The following is a 22,049-nucleotide window of genomic DNA, read 5'->3' on the forward strand; positions in this document are numbered from 1 at the left end:
TCTTGAATTTGGGATATCCAGCTTTTTTTGAGAAAAATAAGGAGAAGGAATCACCAAGATTGTCGAAAGCATATTGAGTTATCTTCTGGCAAATTCCCGTCTCTTTAATCCATGTGAACTCAGGTTTTACATGATTGTTAAAGAATTTCTTGAGCAGGTATTTATTGGGCTTCAATCCATCTTGATCAAGGTGGCTCCAAGTAGCCAATCCCCAGTTATAAGTAAACCTCGCTATTCCAGCGTGTTTGCTCATGACTGTTGCCTGACTCTTGTTTAGCTTTAACTTTGTTTTGATGGATAAAAGCATTGTTCGACCTCAACACTGTATTTCTTTGTTCAATTTAGCGAGGCGATCGCATGGTACACCAGGATTTTGTCTATAAGTGTACCACTTTGTCTATTTAATCGCTAGCTAAGGACTAGCTCATTGATTATTTTCATGCAATTTGAGCTTTAGATTAATACTCTCACTAATCCGTAATTTCACTGAGTTCAAATCCTGGGTCGGTTTTTACTCCCTGCTTTTTTCCTGAGACTCCCCTATAATCAAAATAAGCCGAATGTAAAGTTTTACTACAAAATTTACCGATAATGACAACTTTAAGCTTAGAGCAAATTGCAGCCAAGTTAGAAAGCGAAAACTCAGCCGATCGCATGGTGGCTTTGGCTAACTTGCGAAACGTGTCGGCTGAAACGGCTGTACCTTTGATTAAAAAGGTGTTGAACGACGAAAGTTTGCAAGTGCGATCGATGGCTGTGTTTGCTCTGGGAGTCAAACCGACAGCAGAGTGCTATCCCATTCTAGTCAAATTGCTAGAAACTGACCCAGATTACGGGATTCGCGCTGACGCTGCTGGTGCTTTGGGCTATCTGGAAGATATCAGAGCTTTTGAGGCTTTGGTGCGCGCTTTTTACGAAGATACTGAATGGCTGGTGCGCTTTAGTGCGGCGGTTTCTCTGGGAAATCTCAAAGATCCGCGGGCTCGCGACGTGCTGCTGAAAGCTCTCGACTGCGAACAAGTGGTGATCCAGCAGGCGGCGATTTCGGCTTTGGGGGAAATTAAGGCAATTGACGCGATCGATCGCATCCTCAACTTTGCTCAGTCAGAAGATTGGCTGATCCGTCAGAGGCTGGCTGAAGCTTTGGGCAATTTGCCGAGTGTGAAGAGTGTTTCGGCTTTGAAATACTTAGAAAAAGATAAAAATTCTCAAGTAGCTGAGGCCGCAACATTTTCTCTCAATCGCTTAGAGAAAACAGAAGCCTAAAATTTTTTAGAGGCGGGTTCACCAAAAATCTGTAAAAGCAGTAGAATCAGATAAACCCGCCCAGCCCTCTTTGCGATGTTTTAAACAAGTTATTAGACTTGAATTGCCTAAATCTTTGATTGATAGAACAACCGCAGATGCTCTTCAGATAAACACAGATAAACGCAGAGGTTTTTCAAGGCCAGAGAGTGAATGAGGGCGAGAGGTTTTTTGATTGTGTTGGAAGAGGGAGTTAAATGCCGTACAGTCAATTTAGCCTCGAACAAATTAAGACAAATTTTGGCATAACTTTTACTAGGAGGGTTGGCTTGTTTGCCGACATTCCCGAAATAGAACCCAGCATTTTTTTGCAAGAAACTTTGCAATTCAATCTACCTTTAGCACTAGAAATTAATTCCGATAAAGCTCGCTCCGAGCTAATTGTCGCGCCGATATTAGTTGAAATCAAAAAACGGCTGCCGGAACGGATGAGTTTATTTTCAGGTAGAGAGTTTACTGTAGACCCTGCTAGGGGTTTGAGCGGTTATTGCGATTTTCTAATTAGCCGATCGCCCGAACAGCTAGTCATCGAATCCCCAGTCATCGCTTTGGTTGAAGCAAAAAACGACAACATTCTATCCGGCTTAGGGGAGTGCATGGCAGAAACGATCGCAGCCCAAATATTTAACCAGCGTCAAGAAAATAACATTCAGACAATTTATGGAGTTGTGACAACAGGAAGTATCTGGAAATTCTTTAAGCTAGAAGGAATTGCGATCGAGATTGATACAGACGAATATTTTATTAATAATGTTTCTAAAATCCTCGGTATCTTAATAAATTTTATCGACTGTTGAGTAAAATGAGAATGTATCATGTAAGTTGCGACGGCAAATCGCAAGTTAAAATAGTTGTTTAAATCCTTTAACCATCACTAGCCATGAATCAAGCACCGAATCCTTTTAACTCAAATCCCTCCGATCCGCTAGACCCCTTGGAGCAACAACCTGACGATCGAGGTGAAGAGTTGCCGAGACAGTACCACCCAGCTACTAAAAAAACTCTCCAAAAATTATTTCTGATTCTGATAGTTGTCGGGGTAGTGATTGGTGGGGTTCTATCTGTAGGTGTGATTTCGCTGATGCAAAAAGCCGGATTGACTGATGTGCCGGCGCGGGTACAGAATCCGAAGTAATATCTACTCGGAAGAATCTATCGATGCTAAATTCAGCAGTTTTCAGGGATGAAGCCTGACAAAATATGATGGTTTGTATGGATTTTTTTACAATAGACTTGAATTGTAAAAATACTGAGGACGGGCTAGAAGCCCATCCCACAAACTTTTTTTTCTTGTGGAATGGGCTTCTAGCCCGTCCTAAAATTTGATTGAAAGAACTTTTGCACTTCAGTTCTAATATAGCAACCACGCCCGACAGTGAGGACGTTCTTAATTGCTGAAACCGTTGCTTTTCTTGCTTCTTGCTTCTTGCTTCTTCCTTCGCCTATAATTGATGATTAAAAATTCGACAGCCAAGCCCGATCGCACTCCACAACCGCAGATTTCCGAAAAACTTGTTTCCGCTGGCTTTCACGCTCTTTCTGACCCCCTGCGGATTCAGATTCTGGAGTTGCTGCGGGAACAGGAGTTGTGTGTTTGCGACTTGTGCGATCGGCTTGGTGTCCCTCAGTCTAAACTCTCTTTTCACCTCAAAACCCTAAAAGAAGCCGCTTTAGTTCGCAGCCGCCAAGAAGGCCGCTGGATCTACTACAGCCTCAATCTAGCTCAGTTTCTCGCCCTGGAAGAGTACCTGTCGGACTATCGGCGCTTTAGCCAGATCCTGCCGGCGCGCCCTTGTTCCGATGCGGGTTGACATATCAATATTTCTTGATTAGTAATATCGTGTCCGGTAAAGTAACCGCTATTGGTTCGATCGTTCCGACGAAGAGTCCTGGCTTGATGCGGACTAAAGTCCGAAGGATCGAACCAATAGACTTGACACATCAACTTTTTTTGATATGATGATTTGGAACCAATGAGTTGACAGTGATGGGTGCAGCAGCAAAGAAGTTAGCTTCGGGCGAAAATCGAGATTGCAGTCGAGAAGCGATCGCGGAATGCCTCGGCACGTTTATTCTAGTTTTTGCAGGCACCGGCGCGGTGATGGTTAACAAAATTAGCGGTGGTGCTGTCACTCATTTGGGCGTTAGTTTTGTATTTGGTGCAGTTGTAGCCGCGATGATTTATGCGATCGGGCATATCAGCGGCGCGCACTTTAACCCAGCCGTAACTTTAGGATTTTGGGCGAGCGGTTTTTTCCCAAAATACAAAGTTTTGCCTTACATTTTGGCGCAGTGTGCGGGGGCGATCGCAGCTTCCACACTGCTACTAATTAGCTTAGGAAAAGTGGGAAATCTCGGTGCAACTATCCCTCTTAACGGTAATTGGTTGCAGTCTCTAATTTTAGAAACAGTTCTGACTTTTATCCTGATGTTTGTGATTCTGGGTTCGGGGCTTGACAGGCGCGCTCATATCGGTTTTGCGGGGATAGCAATTGGCTTGACCGTAGGCTTGGAAGCTGCATTTATGGGGCCAATTACGGGAGCGAGCATGAATCCGGCGCGATCGCTCGGCCCGACCTTAATTGGTGGCATTTGGGAACACCACTGGGTTTACTGGGTTGCTCCAATTTGGGGCGCGCAGTTAGCCGTCGCTGTTTACCGACAAATATCTAACGGATTTCGGGATTTTAATTGAAAGGATTATGGCAAATTTCACGCATAAACCGAGAATTCTGTTTTTATATGGCTCGTTAAGAGAGCGATCTTACAGCCGCTTGTTGGCGGAAGAATCGGCTCGAATTATTGAGGATTTCGGTGCAGAAGTTCGGTTCTTCAATCCTCGGGAATTGCCGATTTATGGCAGCGTTCCCGATACGCATCCGAAGGTTCAAGAGTTGCGGGAATTGAGCCTTTGGTCAGAGGGTCAAGTTTGGTCGAGTCCAGAAATGCACGGCAATATTACGGGCATTATCAAAAATCAAATTGACTGGATTCCTTTAAGTATTGGGGCTGTCAGACCGACTCAAGGTCGGACTTTGGCGGTGATGCAGGTTAGCGGCGGTTCGCAGTCTTTTAATGCTGTGAATACTTTGAGGATTTTGGGCCGCTGGATGCGGATGTTTACGATTCCTAATCAGTCTTCGGTGGCTAAGGCTTATCAGGAGTTTCATGATGATGGGACGATGAAGGATTCTCCTTTTCGCGATCGCGCGATCGATGTCATGGAGGAATTGTACAAGTTTACCTTGCTGTTGCGGGAGCACACCGACTATTTGACCGATCGCCACAGCGAACGCAAGGAACAAGCGGCCAAGGAGGCGATCGCAGTTGCAAATCGCGCCCTGGAAGTTAATTAAGGCGATTGAAATCGCGGAGAATCACCCGGCGATTGAAATCGCGGCTACACAGACAAAACCCGCCTTCGCGGGTTGAAGAATCACCCGGCGATTGAAATCGCGGCTACACAGACAAAACCCGCCTCCGCGGGTTAAAGAATCAAGGATTTTTCTTCAGTCCACGGAGGTGGACTTCGCTTGTGTAGCCGCGGTTTCTAACCGCCGGGGCCCTAACTAACAACCAACAACCAATAACTAACAACCAATAACCAACAACCCAAAAAACACCATGAAAAAAGTAATGTTCGTTTGCAAAAGAAACTCCTGTCGATCGCAAATGGCAGAAGGATTCGCTAAAACCATCGGCAAAGACAAAATAGCCGTCACCAGTTCCGGTTTAGAATCAAGCAGAGTTCACCCGACAGCAATTCAAGTCATGTCAGAAATCGGCATTGATATCACCGATCAAACATCTAACGCCTTAAGCGAATTCAACGCCGAAGATTACGATGCAGTAATTTCTCTCTGCGGCTGCGGCGTGAATTTACCTGAAGCGTGGGTATTGCGAGAAGTATTTGAAGATTGGCAACTCGACGACCCCGACGGACAACCAATCGAAACTTTTCACCGCGTTCGAGGTGAAATCAAAGCAAGAGTTGAGAAATTAGTTGAAACCCTCAAATAAGACTTCTCCGAGCTATCTGAGTTGTAGAATTACCCGGCGATTGAAATCGCAACTACAAAAACACTCACGCGCCTGCGCGGGTTGAACAATCAATAATTTCTCTTCAGTCTGCGGAGGCAGACTTTGCTTGTGTAGCCGCGGTTTCTAACCGCCGAGGCTTTGTACCGAATAATTCAAATCTGTCGCTGTCGCTTCCCTTGAATTCATGCTAAATTATCAGAGACGTTCCACCAGAACGCCTCTAAATTCGTTGCGAGCACAGACTAAAAAATTTAGCACATGATTCAGACCGCAATCACGCCTTTCAAAAATAAACTCAACTCAGCTTTAACTAAAAAGCCGATCGCAGTTTTACAAATTAATCTAGGCAAACGCTGCAATCTCGCTTGCAGTCACTGCCACGTAGAAGCTAGCCCAACACGAACCGAAGAACTTTCCCCAGAAATATGCGAACAATTAATTGAAATCATTCGCCGTTTTCCTCAAATTCAAACTGTTGACCTCACGGGCGGTGCTCCCGAGATGCTTTACGGTTTTAAACCGTTGGCGGAAGCTGCAAGGGCCGCAGGTAAAGAGGTTATTGTTCGTTCTAATTTGACGATTTATTTTGAGAAAGGCTTTGAAGATATTCCCGAATACTGCGCGCAACACCAACTCAGAATTGTGGCGTCGCTTCCCTGTTACCAAGCTAATAATGTTGACAAAATGCGCGGCAGCGGTGTTTTTGACAGTTCGATTCGGGCTCTGCAAAAGCTGAATCAGTTGGGCTACGGAAACAACCCAAATTTAATTCTAGATTTGGTGTACAATCCGCAGGTTCCGACAACAGATAAGTTTTCGCTGACGGCGGAACAGGGCAAGTTACAGCAAGATTATCAGGTGTATTTAGCCGAACATTTTGGGATTTGTTTTAATCACTTGTTCGCAATTACTAATTTGCCTGTGGGACGGACTAAGTTTCATTTGGAACACAAAAAACTGCACAAGCCTTATCTGGGGTTTTTGGAAAATAATTTTAATCCTGGTACTCTGGATCATTTAATGTGTCGGAACGAATTGTCGATCGACTATTTGGGCAATGTTTACGACTGCGATTTTAACCAAATGGAAAATCTGCCGGCGAAAACTGGCAGCGGGGAAACTATAACTGTTGCTAAATTGCTGGAATCTGGTAGTTTAGATGTAATTCAAGAGGTGCAAACTGCTGCTTATTGCTACGGCTGTACGGCGGGTAGCGGTTCTAGTTGTGGCGGTACGTTGATTTGAGAAATACAGGACATGGCAGTGCCATTTCCCTACCCTAGAAAATGAAATACAGTAGGGACACGGCACTGCCGTGTCCCTCCCTACACGGCACTGCCGTGTCCCTCCCTACACGGCACTGCCGTGTCCCTACCCTGGAAACGACGATGTATGCAATTTAGACGGGGAGTTTAGGTAATGAATGATTTGCGATCGCCCGATGACAAAAATCCACCATCAAATAAGTGGAAGCTGTTTTTAGGGATTGGTTTAGCTGTGGCTTTGATTGTGGCGGCCAAGTTTTTCAATTTTCAAGGAATTCTGACAAATGCCCTGGAGTCGATCGCCAATCTCGGCCCTTGGGGCCCCGCAGCTTTTATTCTAATTTACATTATAGCAACAGTTTTATTTATCCCCGGTTCCTTGCTGACTCTCGGTTCTGGCGTTTTGTTCGGAGTTGTTGGTGGCACGGTTTGCGTTTCCATCGGATCGGTTTTGGGCGCTACTTGCGCTTTTTTAACAGGTAGATATTTAACTCGCGATTGGGTTTCCAAACAGATAGCAGGTAATCTCAAGTTTCAGGCGATCGACTCCGCCGTTGCTTCAGAAGGATGGAAAATTGTACTCCTGACGCGACTGTCGCCAATTTTTCCGTTTAATTTGCTCAACTATGCTTTTGGAGTCACGCAGGTATCTCTGAGAGACTATTTTTTCGCATCTTGGATCGGCATGATTCCCGGAACCGTGATGTATGTTTATATCGGTTCCCTGGCTGGTAGTTTGGCTGCAATTGGATCGCAAGGGCGATCGCGCACTACTGCTGAGTGGGCTTTGTACGGCATTGGTTTAATAGCAACGATCGCCCTCACCGTTTATGTAACCCGCTTGGCCAAAAAAGCTTTAGACGCAAAAATTTCTCCTTGAAGCCATAGCGCAAATTTGTCAAATTGTCAACAGGGATTTCACCCTACATTATAATACATTGCTAATTTAAAAAACTCCGTATTTTCTCTGTGTTATTTACAAGAATTTTGTTATAAAAACGAGATAGATATTAAAGATATAGCAATTCTCAAGTGATTCAGGTCACAGATTGGCAATTCGTAAGATCACTGACAAGTACCTCACGAAAATTGACAACCACTATATCTTAAATCACTAATATCAAGTAAGCAAAGGGAAAGTCTGAATATCAAGTTGATGCTAAAACCGAATGCTATCGCGCGATCGGAATTTATTTGTCAAGTCAGAAATGTAATGCCATTTCTCTCAAACAACCTCACTTTCAACAGTTGACAGTTGACAGTTGAAAGTTGACAGTTTGAGAGCGACCTCTACCTAGAAGTCAGAGGATTGGAGTAATGAATAGTCTGATTTTCATTTCTCCCGATCGGGGAGAGGCTTTCAACCAATTCTTTCTGGTAAACTCTGTTCTTCATCCCAAGATTAATCAGTCATTTTCAATTGTCTAATCAAAAATCTAAAAACAAAAAGTGGTATAACCCCTGATTGGTATAACCAATGAGGACTCAAACCCTCACTATTTATCTAATATTAATTCTGCCGGATTACGAATAACAAATGCCGTTTGATCTATTAGACTCTCGACGAGAACATTTGATGATGCAAAACCCAGCAAATCAAGCCCGAACTGTGTCTGTGCAGCCACCCCATCAAACAAAAAAGCTGCGCCGCTTGTGGCAAAAAATAAGTAATTCTGCTCAATTGCGGTGGCAGCAAGCGCACAGTCTTTGGCAGCACAGACGGCAGCGCCGCCATTTGCTGACCCTACTAATACTGGGCAGCACGGCTTTAAGCATTAGCACCACTGCTTGCATTAGCTATTTCGTAGTGCGCGGACTAATCCTCGACAATTTAAAGGCAATAGCACTATTAAAATTAGAAAAAGGCAGTGAAGAAATCGATAAGTGGCTCAGCAGTCGCAAAGCAGAAATAGAAACCATTGCTTACTCTCCTACTGTTCGCACTCTCGATTGGAAATTAGTTGAACCAATTTTGCAAGGAGAAACCTACAGGTTAAAAGAGTATTTCTTATTGTCATTAGTTCAAGCCGATGGATCGGTGCAGAACACTTTAGGCACTAACACCAACACCAAAGACCGCCAACACTTTCAAAAGGCGATGAACGGAAATGTCAACGTTTCCGACCCGCTGATCGGACGCAGCAGCAAGCTTTCAGCAATCATTATTGCAGCTCCACTTTGGGCATTGCCCCCCAATCCCAACAAAGTAATTGGAGTTCTTGCAGGCAGCATTAAAGTAGACCGAGTAGCCTCTGTAGCTAACAGCTTGCAATACGGTTCTGACAGCTATGCTTTTGTGCTTAATTCAGCAGGAGTGCCAATTATTCATCCCAACAATAAATTAATCGGAACTATCGACCTGCCAGCCCCAACTTTTTTAAAATCACAAGACCCAGGATTAGCAGCAATTGCGCGCAATATGACCAGCCATCAGACGAATATCGAACTGGTAAAAATAGATGACAAATGGGTGTATGTAGCCTATGCTTCCCTCAGCGAAGTTAACTGGTCAATGGCTCTAGTAATTCCCCGCGAAAATATTGAATCCCAACTCCAAGCATTAAATTTGCTGACATCCGTCGTCGGCGGACTGCTCGTCCCGGCAATGCTAGCAGCAATTTGGCTAATTTACTCCTCCGAAAACAATCGCGTTCAAGCGGAGCGAGAAGCCATGCTAAACCGCATTGCCGGACGCATTCAAGATTCCCTAGAATTAGACAAAATTGTGCAAAGCACCGTGGAAGAAATAGTGAATTTGCTGCACCTAGAACGGGCGGCTTTTGGTTGGCACGAACCGCAAAATAAAACCTTACAAATTTTGTGGGAATCATGCGAATTTGAGTGTCCCAAAGAAGCGATCGAGTTCGACCCTTACTTTTCGGAAAATTCGTCACTCCGCAGCGATAAATGCGAGCTAATTATTCTGTCGAATGACACTGGGAGCCAGAGTGCAAGTCAACCGATCGAACTTAAAGCTAATAGCTATTTAGCCGTCCATGTCGAGACTAAAAACGAGCGACAGGGTTATTTAATTTGCAGTCATGCTACCCATTGGTTTTGGAGCGGGGAGGAGATCCAATTGTTAAAAGCTGTGGCAGACCAACTGGCAATTGCCATAAATCAATCTCACCTTTACAGTCAAACCCAAGACCAAGTAAAACTGCTCAATAGTGCCTTAGATGAACTCAAAAAAACACAAACTCATTTAGTGCAGAGCGAGAAAATGTCATCCCTGGGTCAAATGGTGGCCGGGATAGCTCACGAAATCAACAACCCGGTTAACTTCATTTCGGCTAATTTGCCTCACACCACCAAATATACTAAAGATTTGTTAGATTTGGTGAGTTTATACAAAAAAACCTTCCCAGAAGTGACTCCGGAAATCGAAGAGTTTGCCGAAGCAATTGAGTTGGAATTTATCGAGGAAGATTTGCCGCATATGTTGAATTCTATGAAAATAGGAACCGAACGCATTCGCACCATAGTTCTTTCTTTGCGAAACTTTTCTCGCCTCGATGAATCTGACAAAAAACTGGCGGACATTCACGAAGGTATCGAAAATACCTTGCTGCTGCTCTCCAACCGGATCAAGAATGGGATTTATATAGTCAAGAGATACGGAAAAGTGCCTTCAGTCGAGTGCTATCCCTCTCAGCTAAATCAGGTGTTTATGAACTTGCTGAGCAATGCGATGGATGCTTTGAAGGAGATCGATCGCCTGGATAAAATCATTACTATTTCTACGGGAGTAGTTCGACAAAATGGCGGTAAGTTTCTGAAGGTGACGATTGCCGACAACGGCCCTGGCATTCCCGAAAGCATTCAAGACCAAATTTTTAACCCATTTTTTACTACAAAACCAGTCGGGCAAGGTACTGGTTTGGGATTAGCAATTAGCTACAAAATTGTAGTAGACGGACACGGCGGCAGTATCAAGATTGCTCAGCCTAAGGGCGGGGGGACGGAGTTTTTGATAAAAATTCCGATCGCGGAGGGGTATCAAGAGGCAAGCAGGAAGAGGGAAGGAACGCCACGGATGAGTGCAACGCAGGTAAAGGAGCTTTCATGAATGCTAAATTGGCTGGGTTTGGCTAAAATTAAAAGAGTTGTTGTGCAAGGAGTTTTATGGCTGTTGGCAAGGATACAATTTTTGAGCGCTTTTTGTCGCCCCTGATACGACTGGCGATCGACGAACAAGCACTGAAACGACTCTACGAAGGTATCGACTGGGAAACAGCGGGCGATCGCCACCGACAACCAGACCTAGTTTATCCCGAATATTACAGCAGCCAAAACTTTCACGGCATCGAAGGCGGCTACCTCAACCCCAGTGCAGCGGTTTCCTACGATCCAATTACGCAATACGTTTTGCCTCCCCACGAAACAGTCGTCAGACAAGGCTTAATAGACGGTGTGCGGGTGAAGCCCCGCCGAATCATCGATTTGGGATGCGGCACTGGCTCAACCACGCTGATGCTCAAACAAGCCTTTCCCGAAGCGGAAGTTGTCGGCCTGGATTTGTCGCCATATATGCTGGTAGTCGCCGAAATGAAATCGCAAAAAGCCGGCTTAAATATCGAGTGGTTGCACGGAAATGCCGAAAGCGTTGCTTTTGCTGACGGCAGCTTTGATTTAGTTGCAACTTCCTTGCTGTTTCACGAGACGCCACCTGCGGTATCGCGGGCAATTTTGCGAGAAAGTTTCCGATTGCTGAAGGTTGGGGGACAAGTGGCAATTTTGGACGGAAACCAAAAAACTTTGCGGCAGACAGAGTGGCTGACTGATATCTTTGAAGAGCCTTATATTAAGTCTTATGCAACTGGTAGTATTGATGCTTGGGCGGGGGCTGCTGGATTCGCGGCGGTGCAAACTCAGGATCACTGGTGGGTGCATCAGGTAACGCAGGGTGTGAAACCTCTTCCTGGGGAAGATTTGGAACCGGTGCGGGCGGCGAAGGTGTGGAATCCGATCGATTTGGTTCCTGATTTGGATGGCGATTTACCGGGAATTCCAGCTTACAGTTGACAGTTGACAGTTGACAGTTGACAGTTGACAGTTGACAATTGACAGTTGACAGTTGACAGTTGACAGTTGACAGTTGACAGTTGACAGTGGACAGTTGACAGTTGACAGTTGACAGTTGACAGCTAACAGCTAACAGCTAACAGTTGAGAGTTGCTATTCAATAACGAATAACCAATAACGAATAACCAATAACCAATAACGAATAACCAATAACGAATAACGAATAACGAATAACGAATAACCAATAACCAATAACCAATAACCAATGACTAATAACCAATAACCAATAACCAATGACTAATGACTCTAAAAGCAGTTTTATTTGATTTTAATGGCGTTATTATTAATGACGAGTCGATTCACGAGAAAATAATCGATCGACTGATGCTAGATGAAAATCTCCAACTCAAACGTGGGGAGTTTCGGGAAGTGTGCTTGGGAAGGAGCGATCGCACTTGTATTACCGAACTGCTGAAGCGCCGGGGACGATATCTGACAGAAACATACCTCGATCGCTTGCTGCTACGCAAGGCCCAAGCTTATCAGGAAACAATCAATAGTTTGGAAAAATTGCCCATTTATTCGGATGTGGCAGAATTTATTGACAAAATTCGGGTTTCCGGACTAAAAATGGCGGTAGTTAGCGCGGCAATGCGATCGGATATAGAATTGGTGTTAGATCGATCGGGTTTGGCTGCAAACTTTGAATTAATTGTCGCAGGCGACGACTTGATGGCGAGCAAACCAGCACCCGACGGCTATCTGTTGGCGGTGGAACTTCTCAACCAGAAATATCCCGGATTTAACTTGCAAGCGATCGAGTGTTTGGCATTAGAAGATACCTTTGCAGGGATAGAAGCGGCGAAAAAAGCGGGGATTCAGGTAGCGGGGGTGACTCACACTTACCCGTTTCACATGATCCAGCGCCAAGCTAATTGGACGGTGGACTATTTTGCTGATTTAGAGTTGGACAGAGTAGCCCAACTTTGCTCGATCGCCCCGACTCCACCAGCAGCATAAAACACTTGACGTTTTTAGCAGTTACGTGCTAACGTAGTTGACTGTCTGCCAAATTCAATACAAATGCGACCTGTAAGCCTTTGAGATTTGGCAATCGGGCATCTAAAATGTTAAATTAAAAGTCAATCAGGGGAATTAGCTCAGTTGGTAGAGCGCTGCGATCGCACCGCAGAGGCCAGCGGTTCGAGTCCGCTATTCTCCATAAAATCAGGGATATTTCTACAAATTTTGGGCGGGTGAGGTGGTTTGAGATTGGCTTGCGTGCGATCGAGCAATTTCTGCCTAACTCCCAACATTCATCAGGTATCGCTATAAAAAAAGCGGGTTTCTAATTTCAGACTGATTCCGGAAAAGACGTATTTGGGTTGACAAACGGGTTTCTGTCGCAGTTACTCTCAATCCCCACCAAACCTTCAATTTGTCAATAACAATAAGTTTTGTATCTAAAGGTACAACATTCTTCTAAAGCGAGTCTTAATATCAAGTCGCTATGTGTTATTATTCTCAATCATCTGACAGAGCTATTCAGGAGTAACTAGAAAAAATGACAAAGCGATTCGATCGGCGGAAATTTCTCTTATACAGTTCTGCTACCCTCACATCAAGTTTATTTCTAAAAGCTTGTAGAACTCCCACTCCAACCGCAACCCCAGCCGCTTCTCCCACAGCAGCAGGAACTACACCAGCAGCACCAGCAGCCAGCAGTGGGAACACGATCAAAGTAGGAATTTTGCATTCCTTGAGCGGCACAATGTCAATCAGCGAAAAAAGCGTTGTGGAGGCTGAACAATTAGCGATAGAAGAAATCAATAAAGCTGGCGGCGTCCTCGGAAAACAAATCCAAGCAATAGTAGAAGACGGCAACTCAGACTGGCCGACTTTTGCCGAAAAAGCCAAAAAATTGATCGATCAAGACAAAGTTGTCACCGTCTTTGGCTGCTGGACATCCGCCAGCCGCAAAGCAGTGTTACCAGTATTTGAAGAAAAAAATCATATGCTCTGGTATCCCGTACAATACGAGGGTCAAGAGTGCTCCAAGAATATCTTTTATACCGGGGCTGCGCCGAACCAGCAAATCGAACCAGCAGTAGACTGGCTGCTAGCAAATAAAGGCAAAAAATTCTTCTTAGTCGGGTCGGACTACGTTTTCCCCCGCACCGCAAACACTATTATCAAAGCACAGCTAGCAGCCAAAGGTGGCGAATTAGTTGGGGAAGATTACATACCTTTGGGCGGTACAGAAGTCACGCCAATTATTACTAAAATCAAGGCAGCTTTACCCGAAGGTGGTGTCATTTTCAATTCCCTCAACGGCGACAGCAACGTCGCATTTTTCAAACAGTTGCAGGGCGCAGGTTTGACCCCGGACAAATATCCGTCAATGTCAGTCAGTATAGCAGAAGAAGAAGTAAAGGCGATCGGCGTAGAATATCTCAAAGGCCATTACGCCGCCTGGAATTACTTCATGACTGTGGAATCTCCGGCAAATAAAAAATTTGTGGAAGCTTTCAAGGCAAAATACGGCAAAGACAGAGTGACTAACGACCCGATGGAAGCAGCTTACATCATGGTTTACCTGTGGAAGCAAGCCGTCGAAAAAGCAGGAACACCAGACGATTTGGAAAAAGTGCGGGCAGCAGCTTTGGGTCAAACTTTTGACGCCCCGGGTGGCAAAGTAACCCTGGAAGTTAACCATCACCTTTCTAAATTTGTGCGGTTGGGCGAAGTGAGAGAAGATGGTTTGTTTAACATCACTTTTGCTACGCCAGAAGCCGTGAAGCCGATTCCTTGGAATCAGTTTGTCGCTGAAACAAAAGGTTTTTCTTGCGATTGGTCTGACCCCGCAAAAGGCGGCAAATTCAAGGCACCATAAGTAGCCAAGACCAATTTTATTTAATGTTGGCAACAGATATTCGATCCCCCCTAACCCCCCTGGTGGGAGGGGGGACAATATCTTGATTTCAAAGTCAACCCCTACTCCCCTTATTAAGGGGGATTTAGGGGGATCGAGACTTGGCTACCAGCGCTATTATACAGATGGTTTTAGTTCTAAGTTGAGACGCATGAAATAAAACCTACCTCTACAAAAAATATTTGTTGTATGTAAAAAAGTAAGAGGAAAAAAATGGCGATCGACTTATTGGACGGTTTATTTAATGGCATTAGCATCGGCGCTGTTTTGCTAATTGCAGCCCTGGGATTAGCGATTATTTTTGGGCTGATGGGCGTAATTAATATGGCTCACGGCGAGTTGATGATGTTGGGGGCTTATACAACTTTTGTAGTGCAGAATTTCTTCAAAGGTATCGGAGGATTTGCCTTTGAAACTTATATTTTATTTGCCATTCCCCTCGCTTTTTTAGTGGCGGCATTAGTAGGATTAATTCTCGAACGGGGAGTGATTCGTCATCTCTACGGGCGGCCGTTAGAAACTCTGCTGGCGACGTGGGGCGTAAGTTTGATTTTGCAGCAGTTTGTTCGCAGCGTCAGTTGGGGGCTGGTAACGGGAATTGCGGTGTTTTGTTTGCTGTTTTTTGGCGGCTTGCAGGTGCTGAAACGGCGCCCCGATTTCGATCGCACTCGCAGCACATTTATCGCCATAATTTTGCCTCTGTCTCTCGGTATTTCCTGGGCAGTGAGCGCATTTTTAGGGGAAACTTACAAACTGGCAGTAACTCAACCTTGGTTTGGCGCTCAAAACGTTGATGTGACTGCGCCTGCATGGCTGCGCGGCGGCATCCCGCTGGGAACTTTTCAGTTACCCTACGCCCGACTTTTTATTATTGCGCTGACAGGCATTTGTTTGGCAGGAATTTACCTATTTTTGCAAAAGTCTGTGTGGGGATTGCGGATTCGCGCTGTGACGCAAAATCGCAGCATGAGCGCTTGTTTGGGAATACCTACCGAACAAGTAGATGCGCTGACTTTTGCTTTGGGTTCGGGATTGGCTGGTGTCGCTGGGTGCGCGATTAGTTTGATTGGTTCTGTAGGGTCAAATACCGGACAAAATTATATAGTCGATACCTTTATGGTGGTGGTTGTGGGCGGTGTGGGCAAGATTATGGGGAGTGTAGTTGCTGCAATGGCGATCGGCACTGCAAATTATCTCATCGGATCGGGAACACTTGCATTAATGTTTGCTCCTGTCAAGCCTTTAGCTGATTTTTTCACATTTTTCGCCACCACCAGCATGGCAAAAGTCATGGTATTCGCCTTAATTATGGCTTTTCTGCAAGTGAAGCCGGGCGGAATTTTTCCGCAAAAAGGACGGACTGTTGAGAATTAAAAACTACAGCTTTGAGCGGCAAAAAAATGAAGAATACAGAAAAAAAGGCTCTGTTTAAAGAAGCAGCAATTGTAGGGGCGATCGCCATAATTGCGATCGCGATCGTCCCAGGAATACTTGCTGACGCTCGTCTCAACCAATTGGGACGATTTTTAGCACTAGCGATTGTAGCTCTCGGTATAGACTTAATTTGGGGATATACAGGTTTGCTCAGTCTGGGACATGGCGTATTTTTTGCGATCGGTGGCTACGCCTTCGCCATGCACCTAAAACTGCAAATTCCCCCAACCGCCAGCAGTCAATTACCCGAATTCATGAACCTCTACGGCGTCACCGAACTGCCCTGGTTTTGGCAACCATTCTATTCATTTCCCTTCTCAGTCATCGCCCTATTCCTCATCCCCGCCATCTTGGGCGGACTTTTAGGTTACTTAGTATTCCGCAATCGCATTCGAGGCGTTTACTTTTCAATTCTCACCCAAGCAGCCACAATTGTATTTTTCAACTTCTTTAACGGCCAGCAAAAACTGATTAACGGCACCAACGGACTCACCGACTTTAAAACCCTATTCGGAGCCACAGTAAACGGCAGAGATACTCAATATATTTTCTACATTCTCACCGTACTATTTCTAGCAGCAACTTACGCCCTCTGCCGCTGGCTGACAAGCGGGCGTTTCGGGCGCTTGCTACTAGCAATTCGCGACGACGAAGTGCGCCTGCGTTTCTCCGGCTACAATCCCACAGGATACAAAGTTTTAGTATTTGCAATTTCCGCCGGCTTAGCCGGGATTGCAGGCGCTTTATTCACCGTACAAACGGGAATTATTTCGCCAAAGGCAATGGATATAGCATTTTCCATCGAAATGGTAATTTGGGTAGCAGTCGGAGGTCGCGCCACATTATCAGGAGCAATATTGGGAGCGCTGCTAGTCAACTTTGGCAAAAGTTTCTTGAGCGAACAATTCCCCGAAGTATGGCTGTTTTTCCAAGGCGCGCTATTTTTAATAGTAGTCACAGTCTTGCCAGACGGCTTAGTCGGATGGGTGCAATATCAAGATTTTGAGCCAATTCGTCGCTTGTTCAGAAAACCCAAGTACGTATCTACTTACCCTAGCCTGGAACAAGACCCCGAAATACAGCACGAAAAAGAAGAACTTGAACATTGATTGCAAAAATATCGTGTATATATAAGTAGGCGGATATAAATAAATGTCACCCGGAAGAGAGAAACGAAGCAATTGCCATAGACTTGAGACCAGCTTTCCTGCGGCTCGCTTCGCTAACATGACTCGCTCCCCAGATGCAATATATATGTCCACCTACTTAGATATCAGTAGCAAGTAGCTTCGTTTTTTTAACTTGAGGGGAAACGTATGGCAGATATTATTGACTACAAAATCTACGGCGACGATTTGCAACTCATCGAGATTGAACTCGACCCCAAAGAAGGCGTGAGGGCTGAAGCTGGAACCATGACATACATGGAAGGCGACATCCAAATGCAAACATCCACAGGTGGTGGCCTATTTCAAGGTTTCAAGCGGATGCTGACAGGAGCGGGTTTTTTCATTACCACCTTTGTCAACGCCGGAAATCGCAAAGCCCGCGTCGCTTTTGCCGCACCCTATCCGGGTAAAGTAATTCCCCTCGATTTAGGCAAACTTGGCGGTAAATTTTTGTGTCAAAAAGACTCATTTCTCTGTGCCGCCAACGGGATTGAAATTGAGGTAGCTTTCACCAAGCGGCTGGGTGCCGGTTTCTTTGGCGGAGAAGGCTTTATTCTGCAAAAATTACAGGGTAACGGGTTAGCTTTTGTTCATGCGGGAGGAACAATCGTTGAGAAAAATTTGGGAGTTGGCGAAGTGTTGCGGGCGGACACTGGTTGTTTGGTAGCTTTTGCGCCGACGGTAGATTACGATATTCAGTTTGTGGGCGGTTTTAAAAATGCTTTATTTGGCGGCGAAGGCTTGTTTTTGGTCAAGCTAACCGGGCCGGGTAAAGTGTATTTGCAAAGTTTGCCGCTCTCGAAGTTGGCTGAGCGGATTATGGCTGCAAATCCAGCTCCAGTAACGAGCACTTCTAACAGTATTTCGTTTGACTTTATGAGCAATCGCGGCTAGTGCTAATGTAGCCCATGTAGGGTGCGTCAGCCCGCAGATTTTTCGGTTTTTCCAGAGACTTTTTACTGACGCACCCTACAACTAAAATTCAGGACAAGTAGTTAAGCAAGGTGCGTCAGCCGGCAGATTTTTCGGCTTTCTCAGAGACGGTTTACTGACGCACCCTACAACTAAAATTCAGGACAAGCAGCAGTTATGTAGGGTGCGTCAGCCCGCAGATTTTTCGGCTAGCTCAAAGACTATAGGCTGACGCACCTTCCAAAGACAATTCAGGACAAGCAGTTATGTAAGGTGCGTCAGCCAGCAGATTTTTCGGCTTTCTCAGAGACGGTTGACTGACGCACCCTACAACTACAATTAAGGAAAATCAAGAAAAATCAGTTGTATATTGCGGAATTAAAGTTATGAAGGGAAAAGTATTAGAGATAGAAAATTTGACTGTTAGTTTTGATGGTTTCAAAGCCATCAACGGTTTAAATTTCAGCATGGATGCGGGGGAACTCCGAGTTATCATTGGCCCTAACGGTGCGGGGAAAACAACTTTTCTCGATTCGATTACTGGGAAGGTGCAGCCGACGGAAGGGCGAGTGATATTTAAGGGCAAAAATTTGCGCCAATTGTCCGAATATCAGATTGCGCGTCTGGGTATTGGCCGCAAGTTTCAAACGCCGCGAGTTTACTTGAATTTAACGCCGCGCGAAAATTTGGAGCTATCTTGCAACGGCAATAAAAATGTATTTCCAACTCTGTTTAAGCCTGCTCCTGCTGCTGAAAAGCGCACGGTGGCGGGTTTGTTAGAAACTATTGGTTTGGTTGCTAAGGCTGATGTTTTGGCTGGTTTGCTTTCTCACGGGGAAAAGCAGTGGTTGGAAATTGGGATGTTGGTGGCGCAATCTCCTGATTTGTTGTTGGTGGATGAGCCTGTGGCGGGTTTGACTGATGAGGAAACTGTGTTAACTGGAGAGTTGCTGATTTCGCTGGCCGAAAGTCATTCGGTGTTGGTAATTGAACATGATATGGAGTTTGTGCGGCAAATTGCGCGGCAGGTGACGGTGTTGCATCAGGGTGCTGTTTTGTGCGAGGGAACGATGGATGAGGTGCAAAATGACGATCGGGTAATTGAGGTATATTTGGGAAAACCAGAAGAGTGAAGAAGTTCGGCAACGGATTGTGTAACGGATGTAACGGATTACCGATTACTAATTACTAATTATCAAACATATGCTGCAAGTTTCTGATTTGAATGTTTACTATGGCGAAAGTCACATTTTGCGCGGTGTCGATTTAAGTGTTAATGCGGGGCAAATGGTTTGCTTGATCGGCCGCAATGGTGTTGGCAAAACTACTATGCTAAAAACCCTAATGGGCTTGCTGCAACCTCGCAGCGGCACAATTAATTTTGGCGGACAATCTATTGTCTCTAAGTTGACTCACCAGCGGGCTAAATTGGGGATTGGTTATGTGCCTCAAGGGCGCGAAATTATCCCGCGTTTGACTGTTAAAGAAAATTTATTGTTAGGGTTGGAAGCGAAACCAACTCTGACCAAAAATCCTGAAGTTCCTGATGAGATTTTTGAGTTATTTCCGGTTTTGAAGACTATGCTCGATCGCATGGGGGGCGATTTGAGCGGGGGACAGCAGCAGCAGTTGGCGATCGCTAGGGCTTTGATGGGTGAGCCGAAATTGCTGGTTTTGGATGAACCGACGGAGGGAATTCAGCCGTCGATTATTTTAGACATTGAAGCTGCTGTGCGCCGGGTAGTTGCGACTAGGGGAATTTCGGTTTTGTTGGTGGAGCAACATTTGCATTTTGTGCGGCAAGCTGATTGGTATTATGCTATGCAGAAAGGCGGGATTGTGGCTTCTGGAAGCACTAGCGAGTTGAGTGATGAGGTGGTTCAGAGGTTTTTGGCTGTTTGATTTATATTTTTGGACTTATCAATACCAAAGAAACCGGGTTTTTTATGCGATTAAGGGTTTTGATGCAGTAGCTTCGTAAAAAAAACCCGGTTTCTGCCTCTAGGAAAGATTTTGTGATTAATTTTTTCGGCCGTCTGGCATGGTTGTGCCGGCCATGCTGGCTCGATCGATACTAGCGCCATCTATATTAGCATTCCGGAGGTTCGCATTTGACAGATTTGCGTCTCTGAGGTCGCAAAATCGCAAGTCTGCACCGTCTAAATTGGTTCCTGTCAAGTTGGCTTTTCGGAGGTTGGTGTTGCTGATTCTCGCTCCGATTAACTGGGCTCCGCTTAAGTCTGTGCGAGCCATATTGGTGTTGACAAAATCTGAGATCTCGAAGGTACTACCGCTGAGGCTGGCGTCTGATAAATCTGCTCCTGTGACGATCGCATTTTTTAAGCGTATGTTAACTAATTTTATAGCTCGGAGGTCGCAACGGACGCAGCTTTGGGTTAGCAACAGCGTTTCGACGTTGGCGTTGATTTGGTCAATTTGTTGCTGGGAGAACCTTTCGGCAAATTCTGGGGAGACGTAACCGAGCTTTTTGGGATCTTCTGCTTTTGGTTGGGGTGTTGGTGTTTGGGGTGTTGGTGTTTGGGGTGTTGGTGGTTGAGTTGTCGGTGGTTGGGGTATTTGTGGTTGGATGATTGGTGGTTGAGGTGTTGGTGTTTGGGGCGTTGGTGTTTGCCCGATCGCCCTTAGTTGCAGCCCCACCTTCGGATATTCTAGAGTGGCGGCAGAAATTAGCAGGGCGATCGACAGTATTGTGATTTTTTTCATAAATAAATAACTTCTTGCTTGCAAGAATACCATTTACAGCAAATTCTCTGTAAAGATGGTACACTCAATCGAGTATATTAAGCCAAAAATAAAACATTCCTGATTTCAGTCAAAAGTGTTACGGTATGCGATCGCAAATAATTAACCTATGCCTTACAGTAAATTTACTCTCAGCAAAGCTGTAGAGGATTTCAATCTTACGATCGTTGAAGGCGCGCGTTTCTTCCCCGAAATTGCGCCAGTCACTCCTAGTCTTTTGCTTCAGGATACTCTTAAAGAAACGATTCCATGGGCGATCGCAGTCAGCAGTGAAAAAGCTCGATCTGAGGGGATTATCAATCCTGTGTTGCTGGAAGTCAAACGGCAGCTTCAAGGGCAGATTAGCGTTTTTTCCGGCGAAGAATTCAATGTAGAACCGGAGGCTGAACTCACAGGCTATGTGGACTTTCTCCTAAGTCGTTCCCCGGAACAACTATTTATTAAAGCCCCTGCGGTTGTCTTAGTGGAAGCCAAGAAAGAAGACCTTAAACCAGGTTTGGGGCAATGCCTTGCAGAAATGGTTGCCGCTCAACGTTTTAACCAACAAAAGCAACAGCCGATATCGACTATTTACGGAACCGTAACTAGCGGTACAGTTTGGCGGTTTCTTAAACTAGAAGAGCAATGCGTATCTATCGATCTTACTGATTATTCTCTGCTTCCGGTTGAGCAAATATTGGGCTTCCTCGTTTGGATGATGACTGAAAATTGCTAGATATTAGGTTGGGCTAAATAGAGCCAAATTCAGATAAAAAACTTCGGAACCGTCAGGGGCGCGAATCAACTTTTCTATTACCGCAGGTAGTTGCTGTTGGCGGTACAACTCTGGAATTTCGCAGAAACTTTCTTCGGCAATTTCCAAGATTTTCGGCATATCAGGAATGGGAATTCCCAAGCGATCGCTTTTATTTAAGCTGCAAACAATCAGGTAGTTGCAGTCAGCAATACTCCGACTGCTAGGAAATATTTTAGATAAATTAATCAGGGTAATTAGTTCTTCTTGGTGCCGAACTAAACTTTGACCGCTATCTAAAAAACCGTAGGGATTAAAGTCTTTGACAACACGCTGCACTTTTTCTATAGGAACCGCATAATTAACGTTTCCCAGTTCAAAGGACACAAGTTTTCGAGGAGGAGTTCTGACAGCGCCTTGTTTCTTGCTGCGAAAGCGGCGATTGTAATTCGTGTGAGTCATGCGATTTT

22 protein-coding genes and 1 tRNA gene are annotated in these 22,049 nt (G+C 45.1%); 20 read left to right on the forward strand and 3 right to left on the reverse strand.

From position 1 onward, the window contains the following. A partial coding sequence (locus tag JGK07_RS04820; protein ID WP_293191471.1) for a helix-turn-helix domain-containing protein occupies positions 1-307 on the reverse strand: 307 nt, incomplete at its 3' end. A gap of 284 nt (positions 308-591) precedes the next feature. On the opposite strand from JGK07_RS04820, the gene JGK07_RS04825 reads away from it, so the two are divergent. The 19 genes from JGK07_RS04825 to urtE all read left to right on the forward strand — a co-directional run bounded on the left by JGK07_RS04825 (position 592) and on the right by urtE (position 19,985). Then, positions 592-1,266 carry a HEAT repeat domain-containing protein gene (locus JGK07_RS04825; protein WP_293142775.1) on the forward strand — a complete coding sequence of 225 codons (675 nt, stop codon included), beginning with the start codon at positions 592-594 and terminating at the stop codon, positions 1,264-1,266. 236 nt (positions 1,267-1,502) lie between these two features. Further along, positions 1,503-2,102, forward strand: coding sequence for a hypothetical protein (locus JGK07_RS04830; RefSeq protein WP_293175205.1), 600 nt, complete (start codon positions 1,503-1,505; stop codon positions 2,100-2,102). 83 nt (positions 2,103-2,185) lie between these two features. Further along, a complete protein-coding gene (locus JGK07_RS04835; protein ID WP_293175203.1) occupies positions 2,186-2,440 on the forward strand; it encodes a hypothetical protein in 255 nt (84 codons plus the stop codon). Between the two features lie 316 nt (positions 2,441-2,756). Continuing rightward, a complete protein-coding gene (locus JGK07_RS04840; protein ID WP_293175201.1) occupies positions 2,757-3,116 on the forward strand; it encodes a metalloregulator ArsR/SmtB family transcription factor in 360 nt (119 codons plus the stop codon). 176 nt (positions 3,117-3,292) lie between these two features. Beyond that, positions 3,293-4,000 carry an MIP/aquaporin family protein gene (locus JGK07_RS04845; protein WP_293175199.1) on the forward strand — a complete coding sequence of 236 codons (708 nt, stop codon included), beginning with the start codon at positions 3,293-3,295 and terminating at the stop codon, positions 3,998-4,000. 7 nt (positions 4,001-4,007) lie between these two features. After that, complete coding sequence (gene arsH / locus JGK07_RS04850; RefSeq protein ID WP_293175197.1) at positions 4,008-4,661, forward strand: arsenical resistance protein ArsH; 654 nt, start codon at positions 4,008-4,010, stop codon at positions 4,659-4,661. Positions 4,662-4,929: 268 nt separating this feature from the next. Further along, on the forward strand, positions 4,930-5,325 hold the full coding sequence (gene arsC / locus JGK07_RS04855) for an arsenate reductase, glutathione/glutaredoxin type (RefSeq protein ID WP_293191475.1): 396 nt from the start codon (positions 4,930-4,932) through the stop codon (positions 5,323-5,325). Positions 5,326-5,604: 279 nt separating this feature from the next. Next, positions 5,605-6,591, forward strand: a complete 987-nt coding sequence (gene arsS, locus JGK07_RS04860) for an arsenosugar biosynthesis radical SAM (seleno)protein ArsS (RefSeq protein WP_293175193.1) — start codon at positions 5,605-5,607, stop codon at positions 6,589-6,591. A 174-nt stretch (positions 6,592-6,765) separates the two neighbouring features. Then, entirely contained in the window at positions 6,766-7,491 is a 726-nt protein-coding gene (locus tag JGK07_RS04865) for a TVP38/TMEM64 family protein (RefSeq protein ID WP_293175191.1), read from the forward strand. A gap of 696 nt (positions 7,492-8,187) precedes the next feature. Then, positions 8,188-10,680, forward strand: a complete 2,493-nt coding sequence (locus JGK07_RS04870; RefSeq protein ID WP_293268167.1) for an ATP-binding protein — start codon at positions 8,188-8,190, stop codon at positions 10,678-10,680. Positions 10,681-10,736: 56 nt separating this feature from the next. Next, positions 10,737-11,636: a class I SAM-dependent methyltransferase gene (locus JGK07_RS04875; RefSeq protein WP_293191479.1), complete on the forward strand. Its 900-nt coding sequence runs from the start codon at positions 10,737-10,739 to the stop codon at positions 11,634-11,636. A 300-nt stretch (positions 11,637-11,936) separates the two neighbouring features. Further along, on the forward strand, positions 11,937-12,656 hold the full coding sequence (locus tag JGK07_RS04880) for an HAD family phosphatase (protein WP_293175185.1): 720 nt from the start codon (positions 11,937-11,939) through the stop codon (positions 12,654-12,656). A gap of 129 nt (positions 12,657-12,785) precedes the next feature. After that, a tRNA-Ala gene (locus tag JGK07_RS04885) sits at positions 12,786-12,858 on the forward strand. A gap of 342 nt (positions 12,859-13,200) precedes the next feature. Next, positions 13,201-14,529, forward strand: a complete 1,329-nt coding sequence (urtA, locus tag JGK07_RS04890; RefSeq protein ID WP_293175183.1) for an urea ABC transporter substrate-binding protein — start codon at positions 13,201-13,203, stop codon at positions 14,527-14,529. A 252-nt stretch (positions 14,530-14,781) separates the two neighbouring features. After that, on the forward strand, positions 14,782-15,942 hold the full coding sequence (locus JGK07_RS04895) for an urea ABC transporter permease subunit UrtB (RefSeq protein ID WP_293175180.1): 1,161 nt from the start codon (positions 14,782-14,784) through the stop codon (positions 15,940-15,942). A 26-nt stretch (positions 15,943-15,968) separates the two neighbouring features. Next, positions 15,969-17,111, forward strand: coding sequence for an urea ABC transporter permease subunit UrtC (urtC, locus tag JGK07_RS04900; RefSeq protein ID WP_293175178.1), 1,143 nt, complete (start codon positions 15,969-15,971; stop codon positions 17,109-17,111). A gap of 207 nt (positions 17,112-17,318) precedes the next feature. Next, complete coding sequence (locus JGK07_RS04905; protein ID WP_293241451.1) at positions 17,319-18,065, forward strand: TIGR00266 family protein; 747 nt, start codon at positions 17,319-17,321, stop codon at positions 18,063-18,065. Positions 18,066-18,469: 404 nt separating this feature from the next. Beyond that, a complete protein-coding gene (urtD, locus tag JGK07_RS04910; RefSeq protein ID WP_293175173.1) occupies positions 18,470-19,216 on the forward strand; it encodes an urea ABC transporter ATP-binding protein UrtD in 747 nt (248 codons plus the stop codon). 70 nt (positions 19,217-19,286) lie between these two features. Continuing rightward, positions 19,287-19,985 carry an urea ABC transporter ATP-binding subunit UrtE gene (urtE, locus tag JGK07_RS04915; protein WP_293195982.1) on the forward strand — a complete coding sequence of 233 codons (699 nt, stop codon included), beginning with the start codon at positions 19,287-19,289 and terminating at the stop codon, positions 19,983-19,985. 117 nt (positions 19,986-20,102) lie between these two features. Here the strand turns inward: urtE and JGK07_RS04920 are convergent, their stop codons facing one another. Further along, positions 20,103-20,807 (reverse strand): pentapeptide repeat-containing protein, encoded by a 705-nt coding sequence (locus tag JGK07_RS04920; protein ID WP_293175169.1) that lies wholly within the window; start codon positions 20,805-20,807, stop codon positions 20,103-20,105. Between the two features lie 148 nt (positions 20,808-20,955). Between JGK07_RS04920 and JGK07_RS04925 the strand changes: the two genes are divergently transcribed. Further along, positions 20,956-21,561 carry a hypothetical protein gene (locus JGK07_RS04925; RefSeq protein ID WP_293175167.1) on the forward strand — a complete coding sequence of 202 codons (606 nt, stop codon included), beginning with the start codon at positions 20,956-20,958 and terminating at the stop codon, positions 21,559-21,561. A gap of 3 nt (positions 21,562-21,564) precedes the next feature. Here JGK07_RS04925 and JGK07_RS04930 read toward each other — a convergent pair whose 3' ends face one another. Next, positions 21,565-22,041, reverse strand: a complete 477-nt coding sequence (locus JGK07_RS04930) for a chemotaxis protein CheW (protein WP_293206266.1) — start codon at positions 22,039-22,041, stop codon at positions 21,565-21,567. Positions 22,042-22,049: the final 8 nt, after the last annotated feature.

It is taken from the genome of Microcoleus sp. PH2017_24_DOB_U_A (assembly GCF_020738205.1).
GTDB lineage: Bacteria > Cyanobacteriota > Cyanobacteriia > Cyanobacteriales > Microcoleaceae > Microcoleus.